Origin of the sequence: Exiguobacterium sibiricum 7-3, from assembly GCF_000620865.1 — a bacterium.
Taxonomy (GTDB): domain Bacteria; phylum Bacillota; class Bacilli; order Exiguobacteriales; family Exiguobacteriaceae; genus Exiguobacterium_A; species Exiguobacterium_A sibiricum_A.
This window is the reverse complement of sequence record NZ_KK211190.1, coordinates 2177012-2203756: the sequence shown is the minus strand read 5'-3', so window position 1 is coordinate 2203756 and position 26745 is coordinate 2177012. Positions and strand designations below refer to the sequence as shown.

The 26745-nt window shown below is 46.5% G+C and carries 26 protein-coding genes; 25 read left to right on the top strand and 1 reads right to left on the bottom strand.

The features are described from left to right. The first annotated feature begins 174 nt into the window (after positions 1 to 174). The 9 genes from P402_RS0112465 to pulA all read left to right on the top strand — a co-directional run bounded on the left by P402_RS0112465 (position 175) and on the right by pulA (position 11322). On the top strand, positions 175 to 1467 hold the full coding sequence (locus tag P402_RS0112465) for a nucleotide sugar dehydrogenase (protein ID WP_026828998.1): 1293 nt from the start codon (positions 175 to 177) through the stop codon (positions 1465 to 1467). Next, complete coding sequence (locus P402_RS0112460; RefSeq protein ID WP_026828997.1) at positions 1464 to 2264, top strand: ABC transporter permease; 801 nt, start codon at positions 1464 to 1466, stop codon at positions 2262 to 2264. The genes P402_RS0112465 and P402_RS0112460 overlap by 4 nt, the downstream gene beginning before the upstream one ends. An 11-nt stretch (positions 2265 to 2275) precedes the next feature. Further along, positions 2276 to 3106 (top strand): ABC transporter ATP-binding protein, encoded by an 831-nt coding sequence (locus tag P402_RS0112455; protein WP_026828996.1) that lies wholly within the window; start codon positions 2276 to 2278, stop codon positions 3104 to 3106. A gap of 14 nt (positions 3107 to 3120) precedes the next feature. Then, the gene (wecB, locus tag P402_RS0112450) at positions 3121 to 4230 is read left to right on the top strand and encodes a non-hydrolyzing UDP-N-acetylglucosamine 2-epimerase (RefSeq protein ID WP_026828995.1); all 1110 of its coding nucleotides are present in this window, start codon (positions 3121 to 3123) and stop codon (positions 4228 to 4230) included. Then, on the top strand, positions 4227 to 4721 hold the full coding sequence (locus tag P402_RS0112445; RefSeq protein WP_026828994.1) for a hypothetical protein: 495 nt from the start codon (positions 4227 to 4229) through the stop codon (positions 4719 to 4721). Before wecB ends, P402_RS0112445 begins: the two co-directional genes overlap by 4 nt. After that, positions 4711 to 6099 carry an MBOAT family O-acyltransferase gene (locus P402_RS0112440; RefSeq protein ID WP_026828993.1) on the top strand — a complete coding sequence of 463 codons (1389 nt, stop codon included), beginning with the start codon at positions 4711 to 4713 and terminating at the stop codon, positions 6097 to 6099. The genes P402_RS0112445 and P402_RS0112440 overlap by 11 nt, the downstream gene beginning before the upstream one ends. Before the next feature lie 15 nt (positions 6100 to 6114). After that, complete coding sequence (locus tag P402_RS0112435; RefSeq protein ID WP_026828992.1) at positions 6115 to 7296, top strand: DHHW family protein; 1182 nt, start codon at positions 6115 to 6117, stop codon at positions 7294 to 7296. An 11-nt stretch (positions 7297 to 7307) separates the two neighbouring features. Continuing rightward, on the top strand, positions 7308 to 8240 hold the full coding sequence (locus P402_RS0112430) for an LCP family protein (protein ID WP_026828991.1): 933 nt from the start codon (positions 7308 to 7310) through the stop codon (positions 8238 to 8240). A 169-nt stretch (positions 8241 to 8409) separates the two neighbouring features. Next, positions 8410 to 11322: a type I pullulanase gene (pulA, locus tag P402_RS0112425; protein ID WP_026828990.1), complete on the top strand. Its 2913-nt coding sequence runs from the start codon at positions 8410 to 8412 to the stop codon at positions 11320 to 11322. A 67-nt stretch (positions 11323 to 11389) separates the two neighbouring features. Here pulA and P402_RS0112420 read toward each other — a convergent pair whose 3' ends face one another. Beyond that, positions 11390 to 12643, bottom strand: coding sequence for a dicarboxylate/amino acid:cation symporter (locus tag P402_RS0112420; protein ID WP_026828989.1), 1254 nt, complete (start codon positions 12641 to 12643; stop codon positions 11390 to 11392). 310 nt (positions 12644 to 12953) lie between these two features. Between P402_RS0112420 and rpsU the strand changes: the two genes are divergently transcribed. The 16 genes from rpsU to P402_RS0112340 all read left to right on the top strand — a co-directional run bounded on the left by rpsU (position 12954) and on the right by P402_RS0112340 (position 26668). After that, positions 12954 to 13127 carry a 30S ribosomal protein S21 gene (rpsU, locus tag P402_RS0112415; protein WP_012369719.1) on the top strand — a complete coding sequence of 58 codons (174 nt, stop codon included), beginning with the start codon at positions 12954 to 12956 and terminating at the stop codon, positions 13125 to 13127. A 21-nt stretch (positions 13128 to 13148) separates the two neighbouring features. Then, positions 13149 to 13595, top strand: a complete 447-nt coding sequence (locus tag P402_RS0112410; protein ID WP_026828988.1) for a GatB/YqeY domain-containing protein — start codon at positions 13149 to 13151, stop codon at positions 13593 to 13595. Between the two features lie 188 nt (positions 13596 to 13783). Beyond that, positions 13784 to 14293, top strand: a complete 510-nt coding sequence (locus P402_RS0112405; protein WP_034770302.1) for an NfeD family protein — start codon at positions 13784 to 13786, stop codon at positions 14291 to 14293. Further along, a complete protein-coding gene (gene floA, locus P402_RS0112400) occupies positions 14290 to 15273 on the top strand; it encodes a flotillin-like protein FloA (protein ID WP_026828986.1) in 984 nt (327 codons plus the stop codon). The genes P402_RS0112405 and floA overlap by 4 nt, the downstream gene beginning before the upstream one ends. Positions 15274 to 15286: 13 nt before the next feature. Continuing rightward, positions 15287 to 15754, top strand: a complete 468-nt coding sequence (locus P402_RS0112395) for a hypothetical protein (protein WP_026828985.1) — start codon at positions 15287 to 15289, stop codon at positions 15752 to 15754. Positions 15755 to 15980: 226 nt separating this feature from the next. Next, the gene (locus tag P402_RS0112390) at positions 15981 to 16943 is read left to right on the top strand and encodes a PhoH family protein (protein ID WP_034769977.1); all 963 of its coding nucleotides are present in this window, start codon (positions 15981 to 15983) and stop codon (positions 16941 to 16943) included. Between the two features lie 41 nt (positions 16944 to 16984). Continuing rightward, positions 16985 to 19042 carry an HD family phosphohydrolase gene (locus P402_RS0112385; RefSeq protein ID WP_026828983.1) on the top strand — a complete coding sequence of 686 codons (2058 nt, stop codon included), beginning with the start codon at positions 16985 to 16987 and terminating at the stop codon, positions 19040 to 19042. Continuing rightward, entirely contained in the window at positions 19039 to 19515 is a 477-nt protein-coding gene (ybeY, locus tag P402_RS0112380; RefSeq protein WP_026828982.1) for an rRNA maturation RNase YbeY, read from the top strand. Before P402_RS0112385 ends, ybeY begins: the two co-directional genes overlap by 4 nt. Before the next feature lie 29 nt (positions 19516 to 19544). Continuing rightward, positions 19545 to 19862, top strand: coding sequence for a diacylglycerol kinase family protein (locus tag P402_RS0112375; protein WP_440287195.1), 318 nt, complete (start codon positions 19545 to 19547; stop codon positions 19860 to 19862). A 50-nt stretch (positions 19863 to 19912) separates the two neighbouring features. Further along, on the top strand, positions 19913 to 20311 hold the full coding sequence (locus P402_RS0112370) for a cytidine deaminase (protein ID WP_014969809.1): 399 nt from the start codon (positions 19913 to 19915) through the stop codon (positions 20309 to 20311). Continuing rightward, positions 20304 to 21212, top strand: coding sequence for a GTPase Era (era, locus tag P402_RS0112365; RefSeq protein ID WP_012369729.1), 909 nt, complete (start codon positions 20304 to 20306; stop codon positions 21210 to 21212). Before P402_RS0112370 ends, era begins: the two co-directional genes overlap by 8 nt. A 3-nt stretch (positions 21213 to 21215) precedes the next feature. Next, positions 21216 to 21965 carry a DNA repair protein RecO gene (recO, locus tag P402_RS0112360; protein ID WP_026828980.1) on the top strand — a complete coding sequence of 250 codons (750 nt, stop codon included), beginning with the start codon at positions 21216 to 21218 and terminating at the stop codon, positions 21963 to 21965. 286 nt (positions 21966 to 22251) lie between these two features. Then, positions 22252 to 23142 (top strand): glycine--tRNA ligase subunit alpha, encoded by an 891-nt coding sequence (gene glyQ / locus P402_RS0112355; protein WP_012369731.1) that lies wholly within the window; start codon positions 22252 to 22254, stop codon positions 23140 to 23142. Continuing rightward, the gene (gene glyS, locus P402_RS0112350) at positions 23135 to 25195 is read left to right on the top strand and encodes a glycine--tRNA ligase subunit beta (protein WP_034769973.1); all 2061 of its coding nucleotides are present in this window, start codon (positions 23135 to 23137) and stop codon (positions 25193 to 25195) included. The genes glyQ and glyS overlap by 8 nt, the downstream gene beginning before the upstream one ends. A gap of 19 nt (positions 25196 to 25214) precedes the next feature. Beyond that, positions 25215 to 25844 carry a helix-turn-helix transcriptional regulator gene (locus P402_RS0112345; protein ID WP_026828978.1) on the top strand — a complete coding sequence of 210 codons (630 nt, stop codon included), beginning with the start codon at positions 25215 to 25217 and terminating at the stop codon, positions 25842 to 25844. Positions 25845 to 25858: 14 nt separating this feature from the next. Next, positions 25859 to 26668 (top strand): pyruvate, water dikinase regulatory protein, encoded by an 810-nt coding sequence (locus P402_RS0112340; RefSeq protein WP_026828977.1) that lies wholly within the window; start codon positions 25859 to 25861, stop codon positions 26666 to 26668. The last annotated feature ends 77 nt before the right edge of the window (positions 26669 to 26745 follow it).

Here is a 26745-nt window from a genome sequence, read left to right as displayed (position 1 = left end):
ACAAAAAGCATAGGAAAAGGGTGGAATGTAAGGTCTGTGAAGAATGCTTTAAGAGATGGTTAGAACCATTGGAAACACAAGCAATTGTCGTTATGGTCTAGGTACAGCCACGACACAGTCAGTTTTTTTTCTGACGTGAAGGACTAACTCGTACCTAGATGGAGGAATGACAAAATGAAACTTTGTACAATCGGACTCGGATATATTGGATTACCTTCTTCAGCCATGTTTGCAGATCACGGAACGGACGTCGTCGGGGTAGATATTGACCCGCGCATCGTCAAGATGTTGAATGCGGGAGATATTCACATCGAAGAGCCGGGACTTGAGGAAGTTATCAAACGTGTCGTCGCAAACGGAAAATTTCGGGCGACATTGACACCGGAACCGGCAGATGTCTTTTTGATTGCCGTACCGACACCAAATTTAAATGACACATACAAGTCGTGTGACTTGAAGTACGTGATAGCAGCAGTTCGGAACATGTTGCCGCACGTTCAAAAAGGAAATGTCATCATCGTTGAATCGACGATCGCGCCAAGGACGATGGATGATCATGTCCGTCCGTTGATTGAAGCAGCCGGTTTCGTCATCGGGAAAGACGTCTTCGTCGTTCATTGTCCGGAACGTGTACTTCCGGGACAAATCCTCCATGAACTCATTCACAACAACCGAATTGTCGGCGGCTTGACGCCGGCATGTGCGGATGCCGGAGCAACGGTCTACGAGACGTTTGTCCAAGGTGAAATCGTCAAGACGGATGCAAAGACGGCAGAAATGTCGAAGCTGATGGAAAATACGTTCCGCGATGTCAACATCGCGTTAGCCAACGAACTGACGCAAGTCTGCCATAAGCTCGAAATCAATGTGCTGGACGTGATTGAGATGGCGAACATGCATCCACGTGTCAACTTGCATCATCCGGGACCGGGCGTCGGGGGACACTGCCTGGCAGTCGACCCTTACTTCATTGTCGCCAAAGCCCCATCCCTTGCACGGATCATCCATACGGCGCGGGAAACGAATGTCAACATGCCACACTTCGTCGCAGAGCAGGCAGAGCGCCTTGTTTCTTCGCGTGTTCAGCCGAAAATTGCTGTCTTTGGCGTCACGTATAAAGGAAATGTTGATGATATGCGGGAGAGCCCAGCTGTTGATGTGATTGAACAATTGATTGACCGTGGACTGGATGTCGCAGTTTGCGATCCGCATGTCGAACGTTCGATTTCTTCACGCTTTGACCTGGTCGATGAGATTGAAGCCATTCAAGGAGCGGATCTTGCCCTTGTCTTAGTCGACCATGATGAGTTCAAACGTTTTGACTCACGCCGTCTCGCCAACCAGATGCGGACACCGCTCTTATTTGATACGAAAGGAATCGTCCAGCCGCTTGAAGATGTCACAGTCCTGAACTTCGGTAACCTGCATACGCATCAAACGACGGAAGTGGACGCAAAAGCAATATGAACGGGATTAGTACAATCGGGAAAGAGTTGAAAGATCATTTTTATCTGATCTTTCGTCTTTCACTTTATGAGACAAAAAGTCTATACAGCATGCAATATCTCGGTTGGTTTTGGGAAATCATGACGCCGCTCCTACAAATTGGCGTTTACTGGGTTGTCTTTGGTTTCGGGATTCGCGGCGGACATCCCGTTGACGGAATTCCATTTGTCTTTTGGTTGGTCAGTGGATTGATTGCCTGGTTTTTCATCGGTAGTACGATTCCGAGTGGTTCACGTTCGATTTACGGTCGGGTCGCCTTAGTCTCGAAGATGCACTTTCCGCTTAGTACAATCCCGGCGTATGTCATCTTGGCGCAGTTCTATCGCCATCTTGCCATGATTGCCTTGACGATTATTCTCGGTATGGCATTCGGCTATTTTCCGGGCTGGCATACGTTTGAATTGTTCTATATTGTTCCCGCAGGTGTCATTTTCCTGTATGCCGTCTCGCTGTTGTTATCGGCACTGGCGACAATGATTCGCGATGTCCAAAACATGGTGACGTCTGCAATCCGGATGTTGATGTACTTGACGCCCATCATGTGGATACCACCGGAACACAGTCTGTTTAAGACGTTGTTGATGATTAATCCTCTCGTCTATTTGATTGAAGGATACCGCTCGGCACTGATCGGAACCGGTTATTTACTCGATCATGTCTGGTACGGTCTCTACTTTTGGACGGTGACATCTGTGCTGTTGGTAGTCGGAGCAACGGTCCATCTGAGATTCCGCCGGTACTTCATTGATTACGTCTAGGAGGAGAAAACATGAGTCACGTCGTATTTGAAAATGTTTCAAAACGTTACGTCTTATATTCACGCCCGATCGATAAATTAAAAGAAGTGTTGTTCGGTAAAGTCAGCGGGAAACCATTTTATGCCTTAAAAAACGTCTCGTTTTCCGTCAAGCAAGGTGAAATTGTCGGAGTGGTCGGAATTAACGGGAGTGGTAAATCAACATTGTCTCACCTGCTTGCGAACGTCACGCCGCCGACATACGGTCGGGTGACACTTGGTGGGAAATCAGCATTGATCGCGATTTCGAGTGGTCTGAACAACCAATTGACCGGGCGGGACAACATCGAACTTAAAGGATTGATGATGGGATTGAATAAAAAACAGATTCAAGCCATCACACCGGAAATTCTCGAGTTCGCAGATATTGGGGACTTCATCGATCAGGCGGTCAAAACTTACTCGAGCGGTATGCGGGCGCGGCTTGGTTTTGCGATCTCGATTAACATCAATCCGGACATCTTGATTATCGATGAAGCCTTGTCAGTCGGTGACCAGACGTTTACGGAAAAATGTCTGGATAAGATGCGGGAGTTTCGTGACCAAGGAAAAACAATCTTTTTTGTCAGCCATTCCTTAAATCAAGTCAAAAGTTTTTGTACGAAAGTCCTTTGGCTCGAGTATGGAGAAGTCCGGATGTTTGGACCGACAGCGGAAACGATGGCGGAGTATAATAAGTACCTTTACTGGTACAAGCAACTTACGAAAAAACAAGCGGCACATTATGTTACGAAAAAACGAACAGGACGAAGTGATGAGATCGAGCGTTCCGAACGCGGTGAAACGATCGAATTGTCGTCATGAATAACGGATAGGGGATGGAACGAATGAAACGAGTCATGTTAGTGTTCGGAACGAGACCGGAAGCAATCAAGATGGCACCTGTCGTCAAAGCATTGGAGAAACGAGAAGGAGTCGAACCGATTGTCGTCGTGACGGCACAACACCGGGAGATGCTGGATCAAGTCCTTGAACTGTTCCAAATCGTTCCGGATCATGATTTAGATTTGATGCGTCCACGCCAGACACTCGAAGAGATGACAGCACGAATTTTAAATGCGATGCGCCGTGTCCTGGAAAAAGAGCAACCGGATTTGGTGTTGGTCCATGGGGATACGACAACGACATTCGCCGCCTCGCTGGCCGCTTTTTACCAACAGATTCCGGTTGGGCATGTCGAAGCCGGTTTACGGACGTATCAGAAGTATGCCCCATTCCCGGAAGAGATGAATCGTCAATTGACAGGTGTACTCGCTGATTACCATTTTGCTCCGACGGATCAGGCAGCGGAAAATTTACGCTTGGAAAACAAACAAAGTCCGATCATCGTGACAGGAAATACGGTCATCGACGCTTTAAAAACAACGGTTTCTGCTGATTACACGCATCCCGTTTTGAAAAGTCTTGCAGCAAGTGGCCGTAAGCTGATTCTGTTGACCGTTCACCGCCGGGAAAATCATCTGCAATTACCACAGATTTTTGATGCGATTGAACGATTGGCAGACAGTCATCCGGATATCGAAATCATCTATCCGGTCCATCCGAATCCGGTTGTACTTGAAGCGGCCGAACAATTGAAGAATCATCCGCGCATTCAATTGATTGAGCCACTCGATGTATTCGATTTTCATAACCTGGCAGCCCGGGCGACGTTGATCTTGACCGATTCTGGTGGCATTCAAGAAGAAGCCCCTTCGTTAGGTGTTCCGGTTCTCGTATTACGTGAGACGACGGAACGTCCGGAAGGTGTGGAAGCCGGTACATTGAAGCTCGTCGGAACAGATCCAGAACGTATTTATACAGCCGGTCATCAATTGCTGACAGATCCGATTGCGTACGAAGCGATGGCACAAGCTGCGAATCCCTATGGAGACGGGCATGCGGCCGAGCGGATTGTCGATGCCATTTTAAGTGAGGTACCGGTATGAGTTCACGACCACTTGAACTGGCGAGTTATCAATTTTTCCCGCAAGGCAACCGGGAAAAGATTTTACTCGAAGAAGATGGAAAAGAGGTCTGGTTTGATTTTCAAGAAGCTGATCCGACAGATAAATTGTACATCCAATTGTTTGATCAAGGATTTCAGTATCCTCCGTCAAAATTGTATCGGTCAGACGCTTCCTTTGAACAAGCGGAGACAATCACACTTACTTGTGAATTAGAAACAACCGAACCGTGTGATATTCAAATCTTTAAGATGCAGTACGGACAAAAAAAACGGATGCATTCCGAAACGGAGTGGTTGACGGTGGACGGTCCGACTACATGTGCCTTTCAACTGAATCGAGTTAAAGGAGCGGACTATTTCAAAATCGCATTCAAATTTTTACTTGAAGGGGACATGCGGGTCCGGTTGATGATGTTACACATCAATCGGCTTGTTCCGCTCAAACAGGAGGAATCCTATCATGTTATTTAGTTCAACGATTTTTCTATTTTTATTTCTGCCGACGGTACTGATTGTCTATTATCTTTTGCCGAGAAGCTTTCGAAATGGCTGGCTCCTCGTAGCAAGCCTTTTCTTTTATGCGTTTGGTGAACCGCGATTTGCATTATTGATGCTGTTAAGTGTCGGCATCAATTATTTCTTTGCATTATTCGTAGACGTCTACCGTCACCGTATCGGTGTGAAGTGGATCATGTTCAGCATGATTGCTGTCAATTTAGGATTACTGGGCTGGTTCAAGTACAGCGGTTTTTTTGTTCAGTCTGTCAATAAGACGTTTCATGCCGATTTTTTTGTTCCGGAAATCGTTTTACCGCTCGGAATTTCCTTCTATACATTTCACGCGATGAGTTATGTCATCGATATTTACAAGGAAAAGGAAGCCGTGCAAAAAAATCCGCTTGATTTAGCATTGTATATCGCCTTTTTCCCGCAACTGGTCGCAGGACCGATCGTCCGCTACAACACGATTGCGAGTCAGATTGAATCCCGTCAAGAAACCGTGTCGGACTTCTCGAAAGGGGTCCGCCGATTCATCATCGGATTATCAAAAAAGTTGATTTTAGCAAATGGCTGCGGTCAAGTAGCAGATGCCATTTTTGACATGAAGGATTTATCAATGGGGCTCGCATGGATTGGGATCATTGCTTACGCCCTGCAGATCTATTTTGATTTTTCCGGATACAGTGACATGGCAATCGGACTTGCGTTAATGTTCGGCTTTCATTTTCTTGAAAACTTCAACTATCCGTACATTTCGAAATCAGTGTCTGAATTTTGGCGTCGCTGGCACATTTCACTTGGGTCATGGTTTCGGGATTATGTCTACATTCCGCTTGGAGGGAACCGGGTTTCACCCTGGAGACAATACCGGAACCTTGGAATCGTCTGGATGTTGACCGGACTTTGGCATGGAGCGAGCTGGACGTTCGTTGCCTGGGGCGTCTATTACGGGATTTGGATCATGCTTGAAAAAGCATTTCTCGGGAAATTATTGGCGCGAGTCCCGGTACTGGCAACGGTCTGGACACTCGTATTGGTTCTGGTCGGTTGGGTCTTTTTCAGATCGGAAACGTTCCCGGAAGCCATCACGTATATTCAAGCAATGTTTATGCCGGACGTACTTTGGGATGACCGTGCGAGTTATCAACTTGTCCAAAACGGTGTCATCTTAGCACTTGCATGTCTTGCCGCAACACCAATTCCAAAATGGATTGGAGAACGATTTGTCCAGTCATCGGGCAAAATCGGACAGACGTTGCAATATGGGTATGCGATGGTTTTGTTGTTCCTCGCGACATCTGCGCTGGTTGCAAGTACATTCAATCCCTTCATTTATTTCCGTTTTTAGAGAGGAGGAACACCAGTGGCGCAACCTATTGAAAAGAATCAGAAACAGCCACAACCGGGAACTACATTTGAGAAAAAGATGATGTGGCTGACGATCATCAGTTTTTTTGTCATTTTGCTGACGATCGGAATTGGAACGATTCTTCGCGACGACCGTGTCAGTTCCCAACTTGAAAATCGAACACTTGCACAATCCGTTCAACCGACTATGCAAGGAGTGGCTTCCGGTGAGGATATGCTGAAGATGGAAAGCTATTTTGCGGATCAGTTGTTGTTACGTGGTACTCTCGTTGAAATGCAGGCACGTCTATCGAAAAATCTTTTTCAACAGCCGTTTCGAAATGGGATCTACACTGCTAAAAACGGCTATATGATTGAACCGAGTCAAGCGGCACAACCGGTCATTCCGAGTGCTTTTCAACAGTTCACGAAAGATGTTGATCGGCCGGTCTACTTCGCACTTGCACCATCCAAGACCGTTATTGCGGAACGGGATGGAATCATTCCGGACTATGTCGCCTCAAACGCTGAGCAACGGTACAAGACGATGCAAGCCGGCTTTATGAAAGCAGGAATTACATCGATTCCCCTTGATACGTTAAAGCTGACGGATTACTTTAAGACAGACCATCACTGGAACATAGATGGTGCCTATCAAGCGTATGACGAGATCATTCGCACGGTTGGAAAAACAGAGCCGACCTTAAAAAAAGTCGCAATGGATCCTCAGGCAAAACGGTCATCGGAACATCCGTATTTTGGTTCACTCGCCCGTAAGACAACGCTTGCGTATGCGAGTGCAGGAGACAAGATTGAATACTACGATGCCAATCAATTTAACGGCATTGATGTCTGTTACGACAACGTATGTGGTCAACCGCTGATTGATGAGCAATTCATTAAAGAAGAGGGGGATTATGCTGATCGTTATGAAGTGTTCATGCGTGGTAACCATGGCATTTTATCAATGTCATCGAAGACGAAAGGACCAAAGCTGCTTGTCCTCAAAGACTCGTTTGCGAATCCCGTCCTTCCGTTTCTCGCGAACAGTGCCAATCTTGAGGTCGTCGATATCCGCTATGTCAACAAAGATTTTGATGCCTCTGAATTTGCGAAGCAAAAAAACGTTGATGCCATCGTCTTTTTACACAATGCGAATATCGCCGGATTAATGAAGACGTATCAGCAGAAATTATAGGAGGTACCGCTGTGAAATCACGTTTGCGAAAGAGGCGACCTTGGATCGGGTGGCGCGTAATCAGTGCATTGTTATTAGCATGCATCTTGATTGTCAGCGCTACGACCGGGTATGCTTTTTTAAAATTACAGCATACGGCGGACGGTTTCATTACTCCGCTAAAAGGGCAAAAAAAGCTCCCGCTTGAAGTGATGCAACCGGTCAATGTCTTATTGATTGGTGTTGATGAACGAAAAAACGACCCGGGGCGGGCAGATGCCATCATGTTATTGTCGTTTAACCCGAAAACACAAAAAGCGACCTCACTGTCAATTCCGCGTGATATGCAGGTGACACTTGCAGATGGTGCAAAGACCAAAATCAATCATACCTATGCCTATGGTGGGGTGGAAGAGACGATTGAGACCGTCGAACAGACATTCGATGTCAAGATTCCGTATTATGCCAAAATCAATATGGAAGGTCTGATTGAGCTGGTGGATGCCGTTGGTGGAGTGACCGTTGATAATCCGTCCGCTTTTAGTTGGAACGACCGGCGTTTACAAAAAAACTATGCCGAAGGAAAGATCAAACTGACCGGACTCGAGGCGAGCGGTTATGCACGTATGCGGAAACAAGATCCGCTTGGCGACATGGGGCGGCAAATCCGTCAACGGCAGGTACTCGAAGCTGTTGGTATGAAGCTTGCCGGACCCGATATTTTGACAAACTTAGAAGAAGTCAGTCGGGTCTTGAAAAACAACTTTAGTACAAATATCACGTTTTCCGAAGCATCCCAACTCGCACAAGAAAATCAGACAGGATTCGAGCGTTTAAAACCGTTAAAACTCGAAGGCGAAGGATATATCGCAAGTGACGGTGTCTGGTACTTTTTTGCTTCGGATCACTCGATGCAAGTCACGAAGCAGGCAATCAATGAAGTGACGGATCGTCAATCAAAATGAGTATGTAAGAGGATGACTGAGAAGTCATCCTCTTTTTTTAGTGGTCATTCGTCCCTGTTGGTCCAAAAGTCTTATTTTCTTTAGCGAACTAAAATAAGCTTTGACAGATAAGTCGAACGAATGGAGAATGGAAATGAAAACGATTACATAAATCCAAGGAGGATACGACATGAATCGATGGAAATCAGTCTGTGCAGTTGTGCTAACGTTTGCACTGATCTTTAGTTTATTTCCGGTAAACGGTTTGGCACTGGAAAAAGGAAAATCGACACTCGTCATCATTCACTACAAAGAAGATAAAACAGCACCAAAAGAATGGAACCTTTGGTTATGGGCAAATGGACCAGATTACTTCCCGAATAAGGCACATGCCTTTAACGGACAAGATGCTTACGGAAAAATTGCCGCTTACGAATTTCCGGTTGATCAACCGGAGAAAATCGGTTTTATCGTCCGCGATGATTCCTGGAACAAAGATGCCGGTTCGGAAAGCGACCGCTTTATCACAAAAGACATGATCAAAGACGGCGTTGCGGAAGTATGGATTGAATCGGGCAGTAAAGAAGTTTCACCGGTTAATCCGACGGGCGGCAGTGACGTCGAGTCCGTCAACACGAACATTCATTATTACCGTTATGACAATGACTACGAGAAGTACGGGGTGTGGGCATGGCCGAACGCTCAGGACGGAAAACGGTTTGAATTTGACGGTCAAGACGCATTTGGCGCTGTGGCAAACGTCACACTGACGAATATGACGAAGGAACGTCTTGTTGGAATCATTCCTCATATCGAAGGATGGTCTGAAAAAGACGGGGCTGACCGTTTCTATTATGCGGGAGCGAAGGATATTTGGCTGATTGAAGGCGATCAAACGGTTTATTACAGCCAACCTGATATTGATCGGACGCCGAAATTCACAAGTTTCTTAGCAGATGATTTTAAGACGATGACGTTGAAAACGAACTCGCCAATTACGGCAGAAGATTTAAAAACGCTGACATTCAAAGGTCTTGTCAATCCGCTTGTCACACAAGTGGATGCGAAGACGTTAAAAGTGACGGTCACAACGGACATTGATTTAGCAGATGTCATTACGGTCGCACACCCGGTGTTCGGGGAAGGGGTTCTAGAAGCAGGAAAAGTATTGCGTTCAGATGCCTTTGACAAAAAATATGCGTACGATGGAAAACTCGGCACATCCTATCAAAAAGGGAAAACGACGTTCCGCGTCTGGGCACCGACTGCGCAAGCCGTTGAACTGGAACTTTATAAACTGCCGAAAAAACAAGCAGCCACAACAAAGGATATCGTCCGTGAAGTGAAGATGATCCGTGGCGACCGTGGTGTCTTTAATGTCACGATTAAAGGCGACCTTGACGGAACAGGATACACATATGAAGTCAAACATGCCAAAGAAACAACGCGCGCCGTTGATCCATATGCGACAGCTGTAGCCGTCAACGGAGATCAAGGGGTCATCGTCGATTTAAAGGAGACGAACCCAAAACGTTGGACGAAAACAAAAATGCCGCTGAAACAAGCAACGGATGCCATCATTTATGAAACACACGTCCGTGACTTGTCGATGTTTGATGTCACAGGAAACACATACGATTCAGGGATCAAGCAAAAAGGGAAGTATCTCGGTGTTGTCGAGCCGGGGACACGTTTATTGAAAGACGGTAAAAAAACAAAAACGAAAACAGGACTCGATCATTTGAAAGAACTTGGCATCACGCATGTCCAGTTCATTCCGGTCTACGATTTTAATACGGCTTCTGTCGACGAGACAAATCCGTTAAAAACATACAATTGGGGCTATGATCCGAAAAACTACAATGCACCGGAAGGCTCTTACGCGACTAATCCGTACGATCCAAAAGTCCGGATTAAAGAAATGAAACAAATGATTCAAGGTTTGCACGATAACGGGCTCCGCGCCGTCATGGATGTCGTCTACAATCATATGTTTGACGCCAAAGCATCGAATCTCGATAAAATCGTTCCAGGTTACTACTACCGTTACACTGAAGACGGAGATCTCGCCAACGGAACAGGTGTCGGAAACGATACCGCCTCTGAACGGAAAATGATGCATAAATTGATTGTTGATTCTGTCGCCTACTGGGCAAAAGAATACCGTTGGGACGGTTTCCGCTTTGATTTGATGGGGATTCATGACGTCAAGACGATGAATGCCGTCAAAAAAACGACAACTAAAATCGATCCATCAATTCTTGTCTTCGGGGAAGGCTGGAGTCTCGGAACACCACTTCCGGAAGCAGACAAAGCCAACCAGACGAATGCAAAACAGATGCCGGGAATTGCTCATTTCAACGATAACTTGCGTGATGCGCTTAAAGGAAGTGTCTTTGAAGACACGGATGCCGGTTTCATCAACGGTAAAACGGGTCTTGAAACACGCATCAAACGCGGAATCGTCGGTGAGATTGCGTACAGCAAAGACATCACTGGATTCGCAGCAGAGCCGAATCAAGCCATCACGTATGTCGAAGCTCACGATAACCACACATTGTGGGACAAGTTGAACTTAACGAATCCGACAGATACCGATGTGACGAAAACAAAAATGCACCGTTTGGCGTCAAGTATTCTGCTGACGTCACAAGGAACAACATTTATCCATGCCGGTCAAGATTTCATGCGGACAAAAGGTGGCGACCATAACTCGTACAAATCACCTGATTCCGTCAACCAACTCGACTGGAAACGTAAAATGGACCGTCAAACTGATGTCGACTATATGAAAGGTCTGATTCAAGTCCGGAAAGCGAATCCTGCTCTTCATTTAGGAACAGCAAAAGACATCCGCCGCTACCTGACGTTCACATCGTCACCAGAGCAGGTTGTAGCGTATCAATTATCAGATGATGCGCCTCAGCAAAAAACAGATCTTTATGTCGTTCACAATGCGAAACGTCAAGCCGTCAAGATGACGTTACCAAAAGGAACATGGAATGTGATCGTCGATGGTAAAACCGCCGGAACGAAAACACTGAAGAAAGTATCAGGCAACGTGACGGTTGATCCGCTCAGCTCGTACGTCCTAAAAAAATAATCAACTCAAAAACGCGCCGCCCCTGTGAATGACTCACGGGGGGAGCGCGTTTTTCATCTAAGGAAAGTTAAGCGTAACGCTCGTCTTCTTCCTCTTCTTCGTTCAGGTTACCTTCTTCTGATTTTGCGACGATAACGGCACAAGCGGCGTCACCTGTGATATTGACGGCTGTCCGCATCATATCAAGCAGACGGTCGACACCGATGATCAAGGCAATCCCTTCGACAGGCAGATTGACGGACTGGAGAACCATCGTCAGCATGACGAGACCGACACCCGGTACGCCGGCTGTTCCGACAGACGCGAGAACGGCAGTCAGGACGACGGTTGCCAGTTGTGCCGGTGACAAGTTGATATCATACACCTGAGCGATAAAGACCGTCGCGACCCCTTGCATGATCGCCGTTCCATCCATGTTGATCGTTGCTCCGAGCGGTTGGACAAAGCTGGATACCGAGCGCGGGACTTTCAGTTCACGCTGCGCTGTCTGCATGGCGACCGGTAATGTCGCGTTCGACGATGAAGTCGAGAAGGCGAACAGCATGACCGGAGCAAACTTTTTAAAGAAGAAGAACGGATTCATTTTTCCGAGCAGTGAAACGGTTGATCCGTACGTCAACAACGAATGAATGATTAGAGAAAGCACCACGACCATCATGTAAAAGAACATGGCTTTGAGCGAAGCAAATCCTTGTGCACCGACGGCGGAAGCAATCAATGCAAATGCGCCGAGCGGGGCCATCTTCATGACAAGACCAATCAAATACGTCATCAAATCATTTCCTTGCTCGATGAATGAACGTAACGTCGATGCTTTGTTGCCAAGGAACGTAATACCGAAACCGATAAAGACACTGAAGACAATTAGTTGCAGCATATTACCTTCTGCCATCGAAGCAATCGGATTTGTCGGAAACATTCCGACGATCGTATTAATTAAACTTGTATCCGGTAAATTGCCTTGATCATACTTCAAGTTGTCTGTCGCAAAACTACCGAATGTTCCAGGTTTAATCAACAGCGATAGACCAAGGGCGATGACGATGGCGACAGCGGTCGTCGTCATGAAATACGTAATCGCTTTTCCGCCGACACGGCCCAGTTCTTTTGGATTTCCAAGTCCCATGACACCAAGGGAAATCGAGAAGAAGACGATTGGTACGACAAGCATCTTGATCAGGTTCAGGAAGATCGTCCCGATCGGTTGGAGTGCATACTTATTCAATCCTTCATAGATTGATTTGTCCGGCAAGATGGCGAGAATGATTCCGAGGATAATTCCGAGAATCAATCCCCAAATGATCCGTTTGGCTTCTTTCATAACTGACAACAACTCCTTTTTCAGATAACTGTGTCTATTTTGACATATTGTTCACCCTTTTGACAAAACATTTCATAAATATTACGAAAACGCTTACAAATTATTTCGGATTTTTTTAGTGAATAATCATGAATCTGTTGTAAATACGGGAGCAACATGAGACTATAGAAAAGAACAAAAAGGAACATCTCAGGAATCAGGCAAAAGCGGTTAATCAACTATTGACCATTTTGTATATTCCTACTATAATGTTGTATGACGTGTCTGACACGTTTCCTTTAGTCGGTAATATCGGAGGGAGGGAAAACTAGTGGAAACTCGTGTACGTAAAAATGAATCACTTGAAGACGCACTTCGTCGCTTCAAACGTGGTGTTTCAAAAGATGGTACGCTTGCTGAAGTTCGTAAACGTAAACACTACGAAAAGCCAAGTGTAAAACGTAAGCTTAAATCGGAGGCTGCGCGTAAGCGTAAGAAGTTCTAACGTAAGAGAGGGTGTATCCTCATGAGTCTTCAAGAGCGTTTGACAGTGGATATGAAGGAAGCCATGCGTTCGCGTGAGAAAGATCGTCTTACGACGATTCGGATGGTGAAGTCGTCCCTGCAAAATGAAGCGATTAAACTCGGTAAGCAAGAATTAACTGATGAGGAAGAGCTAACTATACTCTCACGTGAGATGAAACAGCGCAACGACTCCCTCCGAGAATTCGAACGCGCTGATCGTCACGACCTCGTCGAGAAGATTCAAGCAGAGATAATCGTGCTCGAAGCTTATATGCCAAAACAACTTTCGGAAGAAGAAGTTCAGGAAATCGTCAACGCAGCTATTGCGCAGACGGGTGCCTCTGCTCCTTCTGATATGGGGAAAGTAATGGGTGTCGTCATGCCGCAACTCAAGGGTAAAGCGGACGGTGCTCTAATTAATCGCCTTGTTAAACAACAACTGCATTAACCCGTTTTGAAAGGTGTCCTCCGGGACATCTTTTTTTGTGCGACAAAATCGGAAAATTCAAAACTTGGTAAAAATTATGAAACCTTTTTTAAGATGAAAGCGTATATAATAAGAGTAACAATGAGCTATGTTCAGAAAGATGAAACATGTTGCCGTCTGATTCTGATGAAAAAGGGGTGAACGAAGTAATGTCTTTTAGTTTAGGGATGATTTTAGCGGTCTTCATGATCGGTGTCCTCATGTTGCTGGTCGAAATATTCGTGACAGGATTCGGTATATTCGGCGTACTTGGCATCGGTGCAGTTCTTGCTAGCTTGATTATGGCAGGTGCTACGGTCGGTCAAGTCGGCCTTGCTGTAGGATTGGCAGTTTTTTTATCACTTGCTGCCGGATTTTGGGCCTATCGTCGGATCAAATCGAATCAATCGTTATTATGGCGGGGTTTGATTTTGACAGACTCCACATCGTCGGAAAAAGGATACCTCTCTCATCAAGATAAAGAACAACTGCGTGGGAAAATCGGGATCAGTTTGACACAACTTCGCCCGGCAGGAACGATCGAGATTGATGGGAATCGAGTCGATGCTGTCACGGAGGGGAATTTTATTAATGCCGGTGAACAAGTCGTCGTGCAAGAAGTCACACACGGACGAGTCATCGTTCGAGTCCAAAAAACGAAGGAGGAGTCACTCACATGACACCCGAACTATTGACCGTTCTACTCATATCAGGAGGAGTCCTTATTTTCCTCGCGATTTTCTTTACACTTGTCCCAATTCCGCTGTGGATCAGCTCGCTTGCCGCCGGAGTTCGCGTCTCCATCTTTACATTAGTCGGAATGCGACTCCGTCGTGTTACACCGTCAAAAATCGTTAATCCGTTGATTAAGGCAGTCAAAGCGGGAATCAACCTCAATACAAACCAGCTGGAAAGTCACTTCCTTGCTGGTGGTAATGTCGACCGTGTCGTCAATGCCCTGATTGCGGCGCACCGTGCGAACATCGAACTCAGTTTCGAACGGGCGGCAGCGATTGATTTAGCAGGTCGGAACGTGCTTGAAGCCGTCCAGATGTCCGTCAACCCGAAAGTCATCGAAACGCCATTCATTGCCGGTGTCGCGATGAACGGGATTGAAGTTAAAGCAAAAGCGCGGATTACGGTACGTGCCAACATCGACCGCCTCGTCGGTGGTGCGGGTGAAGAAACGGTTATCGCCCGTGTTGGTGAAGGGGTCATCTCGACGATTGGTTCATGTCAAGATCAAAAAGAAGTTCTTGAAAATCCGGAAATGATTTCCCGGACCGTCCTTGCGAAAGGTCTGGATTCAGGAACAGCGTTTGAAATCCTTTCGATTGATATTGCCGACATCGATATCGGTAAAAACATTGGTGCGGTTCTTCAAACGGATCAGGCGGAAGCTGACAAAAACATTGCTCAAGCGAAAGCGGAGGAACGTCGGGCGATGGCGATTGCGAGCGAACAAGAGATGAAATCACGTGTCGAAGAAATGCGTGCCAAAGTTGTGGCGGCAGAAGCGGAAGTCCCACTTGCGATTGCAGAAGCATTGCGTGATGGTAATTTCAGTGTGATGGATTACGCAAATTACTTGAATGTGACGGCTGATACGAAGATGCGTCAAGCCATCGGTGGTCAATCATCGCCGAACGACACACAATAAAAGGATGATCTAGATGGAAAGCTTAATTTGGGTCGGACTGATGATTGCTTTTGGTGTGATTTCGGTTATTTCAAAGGCGGCTGATCAGAAAAAGCCAAGCTCGACGACGCGGGTTCCTTCAAAAGAGTTTGGGGACTACGTCAAGAAAATGGTCGATCAAGTGGAAACACGGCTTCCAGAAGATCGAGATGTTCCGCCTCCGATCAAGCGGAAACAGCCAAAGCCATCGCAACCGGTTAAGCACCAACGGACCGAGTTGCAACAGCGGTTGGATGAACGGGAACGTGTGAAAGCACAAAAACAATCGAAGTCAAACCTCGGTAAAATCACAGGAAGCATTTCCAGTGACGAAATCGGCAAACGGCGTGATCGGAAAACAGGAATGCGGACGACACAAGAAGAGATTCGCCAGGCGATGATCTGGAGTGAAGTCCTCGGTCCACCGGTTTCAAAACGTACTTCAAAGTCCCCTCATCGTTAAGAAAAGGTTGGTTCTCGTGTAAATGGGAATCAACCTTTTTTGATGGAAAAAAGTAAAGCAAAGCAAGCGGATGGGGAAGTCTGCGCATGAAAGTAGTTAAAATGAGGAAACCATGCATAGAGGATGGGTTTTTCTTTCCATCTATTCTTCGGAAATGATAAAGTGGACTAGAATAGATTTGTAGAGATGACGTACTGTTATCCATCATTAGGAGGCCAATCATAACGTGATATTCAATGAAAGAATCCCATTCGTATTTTCGAATTCAGAACAGATTCAAGCATTCGTAGGACCGAACGATGCCGTACTAAAAACGATGGAAGCGGAGCTTGAAGTCCAACTCACGCATCGTGGTGATGAATTGTTGGCACAAGCGGAGGAAGAACGATCTGTTGTTTTAGCAAAACAGGTTGTCGGTGTCTTAAAGCAACTGGTCGATCGAGGAGCCGTCTTGACGGAACGTGATGCGACAAGCGCGATTCAACTGGCACGACAAGACCGGGTCGATGAATTACTTGAATTATACGATACGGTCATTCATACGAATCATAAGGGGAAACCGCTCCGGGCAAAAACGCTCGGACAAGCACGTTACGTTCGCGGAATCGAAAAGTGTGATTTGACGTTCGGAATCGGACCGGCCGGGACCGGGAAAACGTATCTTGCGGTCGTTATGGCAGCAAGAGCCTTAAAAGAAGGTTACGTCAAACGTTTAGTATTAACACGGCCTGCGGTTGAAGCAGGAGAAAATCTGGGGTTCTTACCCGGCGATTTGAAAGAAAAAGTCGATCCGTATTTACGGCCGCTGTATGATGCGTTACATGACGTGCTTGGCGTGGAGCACACAGCCCGTTTATTAGAGCGGGGTGTCATTGAGATTGCACCGCTCGCCTATATGCGGGGGCGGACACTTGAGCACGCTTTCGTCATTTTGGATGAAGCTCAAAATACAACAAGAGAACAAATGAAAATGTTTTTGACACGTCTTGGCTTTCACTCGAAGATGATTGTCACGGGTGATTTGACGCAAGTCGATTTACCACGTGGAAAAGTGTCCGGACTACAAGAAGCCTTGAATCTGCTTGGAAATGTTCGCGGAATTCATTTCGAACACTTTAGTTCGGCTGATGTCGTCCGGCATCCACTTGTTCGGAAAATCATTGATGCCTATAGTCAAGAACTCAATTAAAGCGCAACAGGTGAGTCTTGAAGTGGAAAGGAGACGAACGGATGCGCAGAGTAGGTATGTGGATCAGTCTGCTGACATTGACGTTTTATGTTGTTGTCTCAACGATGATGTATGTCAGCGTCCGGCCTGAAGCCTTGTCAGCAGATCCATTTTCGATTGCAGAAGAAGACATTCGATCGCCATTGACGATAGAAGATCGGGAAGCAACCCGATTGCTAAAAGAAAATACAGTAGCTGCGATTGATAGTCAGTACACGATTAAGCAGGAATATGCTGCACAGCAGATCGATAAAGTCGAGCAGCTTTTTGCAAGTCTTAAGGGTATCAAAGAAGCAGAAGACATCGGTCGGATCAAACAGCGGCTTCGGGGAACGGAAGCCGCAGATTTACTGCAAGACGATGAATTACGGCTTCTTGCCACATCGTCTACAGCGATGAGGACGACGACACGCGATGTTGTGATTACGGCCATTGAGGAAGCGATGCGGCAACGGATTTCCTCTGATGGCGGTGAATTGGCGGAAGCGCGTGAAAATGCACGGCTCGATATTGAACGATCCGCCTTATCGTTTTCGATGAAGGCTGTTGGAAAAACGCTGACGGATCAATTAATCGTGACGAACTATGTGTATGATCCCGAGAAAACAGAACAGTTGCGTAAGCAGACCAGTGATAAGGTGGAACCGGTCTTGATTTCTGAGGGGGAAGTCATCGTCAAACGAGGAGAAGTCATTTCCCAGGATGCCTACCGTCAACTGCAACTCGTCGGTCTGATTTCTGACCGGCAATCGCTTAAACCTTTGTTCGGCACCTTGATAGTCAGTGCGCTGATGACATTGTTGTTGTTCGGATTCATCAGTCGGTCCAACTTACGTTATGCAAAGATGGGCAAAGTAAAATTGTTCAGTTTGGTGTATCTAGTTGTTATTTTGCAGCTTGTCGTGACATACGGGATGGCTTTCTTGGCAGACGACATCAATCCAGCCCTTTATTTACTCACGCCAACAGCATTTTCAGCGTTAGTCTTGCGCAATTTATTGAATGAGCGGATTGCTTTATCCAGTACCTTGTTCATGGCGTTAGCAGGTACTTTTTTCTACAGCACGAATCAGAACTTCAGCTTTAATATTGCGATTTACTTATTGGTAGGCGGATTGGTTGCGACCTATTTCCTGCGCTCCAGCTTGTCACGCCGGCGGATTTTTATCAGCAGTTTAACGATTGCTTTAGCGAATGCAGCTGTTTTCGTCGCTTTCGTACTCATGCGCAGTGGTCAGTTGGAAGTAAAAGAGATGTCGATTTTACTGGGATTTGCCGTTGCCAGCGGTGTCTTCAGTGCCATCCTGGCGATTGGATTATTACCGTTCCTTGAGATGACATTCGGTATTTTAGCCCCGACGCGCCTTTTGGAATTATTAAATCCGACCCATCCACTGTTGAAAAAACTATTGGTCGAGGCTCCCGGAACGTATCATCATAGTATGATGGTCGCGAATCTTGCCGAGACGGCTTGTGAAGCAATCGGCGCCGATGGTTTGCTCGCCCGTGTCGGTGCGTATTATCATGATTTAGGGAAAACACGTCGTCCGCTCTATTTCATTGAAAATCAACATGGACTCAATCCACACGACCGTCTGACACCAGAAGAATCCGCCAAAGTGATTCTTGCCCATACGGATGACGGGGTGGAATTGTTGGAAGATGCAAAGTTGCCGGGTGTCATCGTCGACATCTGCCGGGAACATCACGGTACGTCGTTACTCCGTTATTTTTACGTGAAAGCGACGGAACAGGGTGAAATCAATGAAGCGGATTTCCGGTATTCGGGTCCGAAACCACAAACACGCGAAGCCGCGGTCATCATGATTGTCGATTCCATCGAGGCGGCGGTTCGGTCCATGAAGTCCCCGACGGAAACTGGAATTCAAGAACTGGTTAAAAAAATCATTCGTGAAAAACTGCTTGACGATCAATTCTCAGAATGTGAAATGACGACACGTGACATTTACCGGGTCGGTGAAAGTGCCTGCCATACGTTATCCGGATTATTCCATGAACGGATTGAATATCCTGAATTAAAGAAAGAGGAGCTTACATGAATATTTACATGACCGATGAAGGAACCTTGTTGACGGAAGAGCAACTGAAATTAGTCGAAGCGATTTTAGTGTATACCGCAACGGAAGAAAAAATTGAATCGAACAGTGAATTATCTGTCACGTTCGTAACGAATGATGAGATCCAGCAAATCAACCGGGAATGGCGTGGGAAAGATCAAGCGACGGATGTCATTTCCTTTGCGATGGACGAACTGGGAGAAGATGAAATTGATTTTGAATTACTCGAAGACGAACCGGTTGTTCTCGGTGATTTAATCATTTCGGTCGAACGTTGCCGGGAACAGGCAGCGGAATACGGCAATCATTTCGAACGTGAGCTTGGTTTCCTGGCTGTTCACGGTTTCCTGCATCTGCTCGGATACGATCATATCGAAAAAACAGATGAAGACATCATGACAAAACGTCAGGAGGAAATCCTACATCACTTTGAACTGTACCGAGGAAAATTGTGAAGACGTGGTGGTTACCCTTCACCCATGCAATGAACGGAATCCGTCAGGCGATGAAGGAAGAACGGCATATGAAAGTTCATTTTACGATTGGACTCATCGTCTTGGCAGTTGCCTTATATTTACCGCTGACATGGATGGAACGGGCGATTTTATGTTTAACGATTGGTGTTGTCCTCAGTGCGGAAATGTTTAATACCGCTTTTGAGCGGACCGTTGATCTCGTTACGGAAGAATGGCATCCACTCGCAAAAGCAGCAAAAGACATCGCGAGCGGTGCTGTTCTTGTGTTGGCGCTTACATCGGTTGCGATTGCACTATGCATCTTCGTTCCATATTTGGTACAATAAGAATCCGGCCTTTTTTTGGCCAATACCGTTCCTAAAAGGGGAAAATAGACATGAAAACAGAACAATTACTCGAACAAGCTAAATTAGCGCGCGAAAAAGCGTATGTTCCATATTCGAAGTTCCAAGTCGGAGCAGCTCTGCTCACGAAAGACGGACAGGTTTTCCATGGCTGTAATATCGAAAATGCGGCATATGGTCTTTGCAACTGTGCTGAGCGGACAGCTATCTTCTCGGCGTGGGCACAAGATGCACGTGAATACGCAGCGATGGCTGTCGTAGCAGATACAGAAGGACCTGTTGCACCATGCGGACAATGCCGTCAAGTTTTGTTTGAAATGTGTGACGCGGATATGCCGGTCTACTTGACAAACCTGACGGGTGACGTCACGGAAACGACAGTCGGTGCGCTCTTACCGGGTGCATTCACGAAGGGAGATCTTCATGTTTAAAGAAGGATTTAAATCAGGGTTCGTTTCGATTATCGGTCGTCCAAACGTTGGGAAATCAACATTCTTAAACCGAGTCATCGGACAGAAAATCGCCATTATGTCAGATAAACCACAAACGACACGGAATAAGATTCAAGGTGTCTATACGACAGATGACGTGCAAACGATTTTCATCGATACACCAGGGATTCATAAACCGAAACATAAACTTGGAGATTTCATGATGAAAGTCGCGACAAACGCGTTACGCGAAGTGGATGCGATTCTCTTCATGATTAATGTGACCGAACCAAAAGGGAAAGGTGACGAATTCATCATCGAGAAGTTAAAAGATCTCGATACACCAATCATTCTTGTCATGAACAAGGTCGACTTGATTCATCCGAATGATATCCCGCCAATCATCGAATCGTATCAAAACGAATTGAACTTCGCGGCAGTCGTTCCGATTTCTGCTCTTCAAGGGAATAATGTCGAACCACTTCTACAAGAAATCTCGAAAATTTTACCGGAAGGTCCGATGTACTATCCGGCAGATCAAATCACCGATCACCCGGAACGATTCATTATCTCGGAAATGATTCGCGAGAAAGTCCTGCAGAAGACACGTGACGAAGTGCCACACTCGATTGCTGTTGCCATTGATCAGATCAAGACACGCGAAGACGGGAACATGGTCGATATTCACGCAACGATTTTGATCGAACGTGATTCACAAAAAGGAATCATCATCGGTAAACGTGGTGCCCTGTTAAAAGAAATCGGTTCAGAAGCACGAACTGACATCGAGATGCTGCTTGGAACAAAAGTCTACCTCAACCTGTGGGTGAAGGTCCAAAAAGACTGGCGGAACAAAGCAGGTCAATTGCGTGAACTCGGATTCCGAGACGACGAGTATTAATCGATGATTGATAAGGCGGAAGGGCTTGTCTTACGGACGGTCGTGTATGGTGAATCGAATAAAATCATTACACTGTTGACACGTGAATATGGCAAGCTCGCCGTCATGGCCCGTGGTGCTAAAAAACCCGGCAGCCGTTTCAATGCGGCGAGCCAACCATTTATCCGAGCCGTTTACGTGTACCCACGTTCGCGTGGTCTCGGTCAATTAAAATCAGCAGACGTCATCACAGGATATTCGAAAATTCGTCAAGACGTGTTTTTGATGGCCTATGCGATGTATCTTCTTGAATTGGCAGACAAAGCGCTCGATGAACGGGTGCCGCAACCGGCACTGTATGATTTGTTTGTCGATGGTCTTGAAGCGATGGACGAAGGGCTCGATCCAGATGTTGTATCCTTCATCGTTGAACTCCGATTACTGCGTCATTTGGGAATCGCACCACACTTAAACGGCTGTACGATTTGCGGCAGTGCAGAAGCACCATTCGCTTTTTCCTTGAATCACGGGGGTTTACTTTGCAGACGACATCGTCATGAAGATGAACATGCTGTTTATTTGACGGAATCCGTGGCCAAGATGCTATATGTCTTTTCTGTTTATGACTTTTCCCGGATCGGCACCGTCGATGTGAAGCCGGAAACGAAACGATTGTTGCGTCAAATCATGGATGCTTACATGGAACGCTACAGCGGTCTCCGTCTTCGTTCAAAACGGGTTCTCGATCAATTACTGAATCTCGGAGACGATTGACAGATGCGACGTACGTTCGGTAGAATAAGTGCGGAAGAACTAACTAAACGAACACGATGAGAAAAAGGAGTAATACCTGATGTTCAGTCAAGCGATTTCGGGATAGTGCGAGCCGAAAATGAAGCAGGTGTGAACGGCATTTTTGAGTGTTCCTGGTCAAAGAGTGGCATGCTTATGTATGCAAGTAGGGTGGAACCGCGGGCTCGTCTCGTCCCTATGTACAACCTTGTTGTACATAGGGACGTTTTTGCGTTCCCGCATAAATTTGGAGGTGGAAGTCTTGAAGATGACAGTACAGGAAATGATCTTAACACTGCAAAAATTTTGGGCTGAACAAGGGTGCTTGACGATGCAAGCCTATGACGTGGAAAAAGGCGCCGGAACAATGAATCCGATGACGTTTTTACGAAGTCTTGGACCAGAGCCATGGAACGTCTGTTATACAGAACCATCACGCCGGCCAGCGGACGGACGCTACGGCGAAAATCCGAACCGCTTGTATCAACATCACCAGTTCCAGGTCATCATGAAACCGTCGCCGGACAATATTCAGGAACTGTATTTACAAAGTCTTGAATTGCTCGGCATCAATCCGCTTGAACATGACATTCGTTTCGTCGAAGATAACTGGGAAAACCCGACGTTTGGTGCAGCCGGACTCGGTTGGGAAGTCTGGTTAAACGGTATGGAAATCACACAGTTCACGTACTTCCAACAGGTTGGTGGAATTGAATGTAATCCGATCGCAGTTGAAATCACGTACGGAATCGAACGTCTCGCATCGTACATCCAAGATGTCGAAAGTGTATTTGATTTGGTTTGGACAGACGGTTTCAAATATGGAGATATCTTCTACCAACCGGAATTTGAACATTCGAAATATACGTTTGAGACATCTGATGTCGATCTCTTGTTCACATTGTTCGATCAATACGAAAAAGAAGCCAACCGGGCACTGGATGAGAACCTGGTCTTCCCGGCCTATGACTATATCTTGAAATGTTCACATACGTTTAACCTGTTGGATGCCAAAGGGGCGATTTCCGTCACGGAACGAACGGGCTTTATTCACCGTGTCCGAAACATGTCGCGCCGCTGTGCCCAAAGTTTCATCGAAGAACGGGAACGTTTAGGTTTCCCATTGATTAAATCGAAAGCTGGTGAATCGCATGCATGAGTTATTACTTGAAATCGGTCTGGAAGAAATGCCTGCCCGTTTCGTCTTACAATCGGAGATACAATTAAAAGACCGTGTGACGACATTCTTAAGTGAAGCACGTATTACGTTCGACACGATTGAATCATTTTCGACGCCACGTCGTTTAGCAGTACTCGTAACCGGAATATCGGAACGTCAGGCTGACTTAGAAGAGACGCTTAAAGGCCCGGCGAAACGGATTGCGGTGGACGCGGACGGCAATTGGACAAAAGCCGCTCAAGGATTTGCACGCGGTAAAGGTTTGACGACGGATGATCTGTTCCTTCAAGAAGAGAAGGGAATCGAATACATCTTTGCGACGCGCAAAGAATCAGGACAAGAAACAGCAACGCTTCTGCCGGGACTCAAACAAATCGTTGAAGCGATGTCGTTCCCGAAAAATATGCGTTGGAGTACTCAGTCATTACGCTACATGCGCCCGATTCGTTGGATGATTGCCTTACTGGATGACCAAGTGATTCCATTTGAAGTGGCAAATGTTGCGACCGGACGGACGTCACGCGGACACCGTTTCCTTGGACAGGACATTACGATTTTACGACCGAATGCTTATGTTGAGGCACTTGCCGGAGAACATGTCATTGTCAGTTACGAACAGCGTCGTCAGCTGATTGAAGATCAGATTCAAAAACTCAGCGAACAAGAAGGATTTGAAGTACCGATTGATCCGACATTGCTTGAGGAAGTTACGAACTTAGTGGAATACCCTACGGCATTATTCGGGGCGTTTGACGAAGCCTATCTCGAACTGCCGGAAGAAGTACTGATCACGACGATGAAGGAACACCAACGTTATTTCCCGGTAAAAAAAGACGGGACGTTGCTTCACTACTTCGTCACTGTCCGTAATGGGAATGCGACGCATCTCGAGAACGTAGCCCGCGGAAACGAGAAAGTCATTCGGGCACGTCTTGCGGATGCACAGTTTTTCTATGAGGAAGATAAAAAAGCCGATATCGATGCCCAGGCAACGCGACTTGATAAAATCGTCTTCCATGAAAAACTCGGAACGACAGGCGAAAAAGTCCGTCGTGTGCGCGAGATGGCTCTGCAATTGGCGGAACGATTCAGTGCGGATAAAGTGAAAGTCGAACGTGCGGGAACGATTTATAAATTCGATCTTGTCAGCCAAATGGTTTATGAATTTACAGAACTGCAAGGTATGATGGGCGAACGTTACGCCAATATGAAAGGTGAAAACGCCGAAGTCGCAGCGGCGATCCGGGAACACTACTTACCGCGTTTTGCTGGGGATGAAAGTCCGAGCACACCAACAGGTACAGTGTTAGCTGTTCTCGATAAGATGGACAGCGTGGCTGGTTTCTTCGGTGTCGGGATGATCCCAAGCGGTTCGGCCGATCCATATGCGTTACGACGCCAAGCACAAGGAATTGTTCAGATTCTTTCAGACCGTCAGATTGACATGACGTTGTCAGAGCTAATCGATTTCGTTGTGTCTGCTCAATTAAAAGCAGGTCTTTATCAAGCGGATGCAGAAACAGTTAAAGCAGCAATGGAAGACTTCTTCAATCAGCGTCTGAAGTTCCGCTTGTCGGAAAAAGGATATCGTCATGATGTCATCGAAGCGGCACTTGATCCGAAGTTGACGGTCGAAGCAAACGAAAAACGCGCATCAATGCTTGAACAGGCCACACAACAACCGACCTTTAAGAAGACAGTGGAGCAACTCAGCCGTGTCTTGAACATCTCGAAAAAAGCAGAGACGGTTGTTGCGGTAAATCCAGCGCTCTTTGAAAATGAAGCCGAACGTGCCTTGCATGAACAAATCGAGCAACTGATTCCAAAAGTGGAAGCGGCAGTTCAAGCCTCTGACTATAGTCAAGCGATTCAAGTGCTCGAATCGAGTGTTCCGGCCATTACTGCTTATTTTGATGGAACGATGATCATGGCGGATGACGAAGCAGTTCGGACGAATCGTCTTAGCGAGATGAAACGATTTGCGACGGCGATTGAACAAGTCGCACGATTCAATGCACTCACTTTAGTGTGAATAAAGGACGGATGAGCCGATGAAGTTAAATGAACGGCAGAAAAAAATACTCCAAATCGTCAAAGAAAACGGTCCGATCACAGGAGAGCAGATTGCATCTGAACTCTCCTTGACACGGGCGACCTTACGTCCGGACTTATCGATTTTGACGATGACTGGAATGCTGGAAGCACGTCCACGCGTCGGTTATATGTATGTCGGTAAAAAAAACACCTCCATGTTGCATGAAAAATTGGATACGTTGACCGTTGGCGAATTCATGTCTTCAGCGAAAGTCATTCATGAAGGGATGACTGTTTACGATGCAATCGTCCATCTGTTCCTCGAAGACGTCGGCTCTCTGTTCGTCGTCGGAAAAGATCATGCGCTAGTCGGTGTCTTGTCACGGAAAGACTTTTTACGGGCGGCGATCGGGAATCAGGAACTGGACTCGTTACCTGTTAACATCATCATGACACGGATGCCGAATCTGACGGTTTGTGAGAAATCAGAGACATTGATCGGGGCAGGGATGAAACTCATCGAAAAACAGATCGATTCCATGCCCGTCGTTGAACAGGTGGACGGAATCTTAAAAGTCGTCGGACGCATGACGAAGACAAACATGACGAAAGTGTTGGTCGCGCTGGCACGAGATGAAGAACTTTAAGAGGAGGTTCACAGATGAGACAACGCATTTATGTAGTAAGTGACTCGGTCGGTGAAACATGTGAATTGGTCGTGCGGGCAGCGGCGATCCAGTTTCCGGAGCAAGCAATTGAAACGGTCCGGATACCATTCGTCGATGACGATCAAGTCATTTATGATTTAGTGTTACATGCAAAAGAAGAGCAAGCGACAATCGTCTATACCATCGTCCATGCTACACACCGCCGGCTTCTTGCTGAAACGGCACATGCGCATGAAGTCAAGGCGATTGATCTGTTGGGTCCGTTACTGGATACGATGGAAGGGCGTCTTGGGATGCAGCCGAAAGAAGAACCGGGACTGATTTACCGGTTGGACGAAGAGTATTTCCGGAAAATTGAAGCTGTTGAATTTGCAGTGAAATATGATGACGGTCGCGATCCGCGCGGTATCAAACGGGCAGATATCGTGTTGATCGGGGTCTCCCGTACCTCGAAGACTCCGTTGTCACAGTATTTGGCGTTAAAACGTTATAAAGTTGCGAATGTACCGCTCGTTCCGGAATCGATACCGCCGGAAGAACTGTTTGATATTCCAAAAGAAAAATGTTTTGGACTATTGATTTCTCCAGAGAAGCTGATTGATATCCGGATGGAACGTTTACGGTCGCTTGGACTGAAACCGGAAGCGGCTTATGCCCAAATGGACCGAATCAATCGTGAACTCGATTATGCGAAAAATCTGTATGACCGAATCGGTTGCCAAGTCATCGATGTGACGAATAAAGCGGTCGAGGAAACGGCGAATCTCATCTTGACAGGGATTTCGGGCAAATCACATGACTAGTAAAGAATGGTTTCACGTAGTATACTAATCTAGCTGCTTAATGAGATGATGTAAATTTTCTAATGAAACGGAACGAG

Excerpts from the sequence above, each read along its gene's own strand:
- wecB (WP_026828995.1), top strand. The coding sequence starts at position 3,121 with ATGGAACGAATGAAACGAGTCATGTTAGTGTTCGGAACGAGACCGGAA.
- P402_RS0112340 (WP_026828977.1), top strand. The coding sequence starts at position 25,859 with ATGAGACAACGCATTTATGTAGTAAGTGACTCGGTCGGTGAAACATGT.
- P402_RS0112440 (WP_026828993.1), top strand. The coding sequence starts at position 4,711 with ATGTTATTTAGTTCAACGATTTTTCTATTTTTATTTCTGCCGACGGTA.
- P402_RS0112445 (WP_026828994.1), top strand. The coding sequence starts at position 4,227 with ATGAGTTCACGACCACTTGAACTGGCGAGTTATCAATTTTTCCCGCAA.
- P402_RS0112405 (WP_034770302.1), top strand. The coding sequence starts at position 13,784 with ATGTCTTTTAGTTTAGGGATGATTTTAGCGGTCTTCATGATCGGTGTC.
- P402_RS0112465 (WP_026828998.1), top strand. The coding sequence starts at position 175 with ATGAAACTTTGTACAATCGGACTCGGATATATTGGATTACCTTCTTCA.
- P402_RS0112420 (WP_026828989.1), bottom strand. The coding sequence starts at position 12,643 with ATGAAAGAAGCCAAACGGATCATTTGGGGATTGATTCTCGGAATTATC.
- P402_RS0112460 (WP_026828997.1), top strand. The coding sequence starts at position 1,464 with ATGAACGGGATTAGTACAATCGGGAAAGAGTTGAAAGATCATTTTTAT.
- P402_RS0112455 (WP_026828996.1), top strand. The coding sequence starts at position 2,276 with ATGAGTCACGTCGTATTTGAAAATGTTTCAAAACGTTACGTCTTATAT.
- pulA (WP_026828990.1), top strand. The coding sequence starts at position 8,410 with ATGAATCGATGGAAATCAGTCTGTGCAGTTGTGCTAACGTTTGCACTG.
- ybeY (WP_026828982.1), top strand. The coding sequence starts at position 19,039 with ATGAATATTTACATGACCGATGAAGGAACCTTGTTGACGGAAGAGCAA.
- P402_RS0112375 (WP_440287195.1), top strand. The coding sequence starts at position 19,545 with ATGAACGGAATCCGTCAGGCGATGAAGGAAGAACGGCATATGAAAGTT.
- floA (WP_026828986.1), top strand. The coding sequence starts at position 14,290 with ATGACACCCGAACTATTGACCGTTCTACTCATATCAGGAGGAGTCCTT.
- era (WP_012369729.1), top strand. The coding sequence starts at position 20,304 with ATGTTTAAAGAAGGATTTAAATCAGGGTTCGTTTCGATTATCGGTCGT.
- P402_RS0112345 (WP_026828978.1), top strand. The coding sequence starts at position 25,215 with ATGAAGTTAAATGAACGGCAGAAAAAAATACTCCAAATCGTCAAAGAA.
- P402_RS0112370 (WP_014969809.1), top strand. The coding sequence starts at position 19,913 with ATGAAAACAGAACAATTACTCGAACAAGCTAAATTAGCGCGCGAAAAA.
- P402_RS0112385 (WP_026828983.1), top strand. The coding sequence starts at position 16,985 with ATGCGCAGAGTAGGTATGTGGATCAGTCTGCTGACATTGACGTTTTAT.
- P402_RS0112410 (WP_026828988.1), top strand. The coding sequence starts at position 13,149 with ATGAGTCTTCAAGAGCGTTTGACAGTGGATATGAAGGAAGCCATGCGT.
- glyS (WP_034769973.1), top strand. The coding sequence starts at position 23,135 with ATGCATGAGTTATTACTTGAAATCGGTCTGGAAGAAATGCCTGCCCGT.
- P402_RS0112395 (WP_026828985.1), top strand. The coding sequence starts at position 15,287 with ATGGAAAGCTTAATTTGGGTCGGACTGATGATTGCTTTTGGTGTGATT.
- glyQ (WP_012369731.1), top strand. The coding sequence starts at position 22,252 with ATGACAGTACAGGAAATGATCTTAACACTGCAAAAATTTTGGGCTGAA.
- recO (WP_026828980.1), top strand. The coding sequence starts at position 21,216 with ATGATTGATAAGGCGGAAGGGCTTGTCTTACGGACGGTCGTGTATGGT.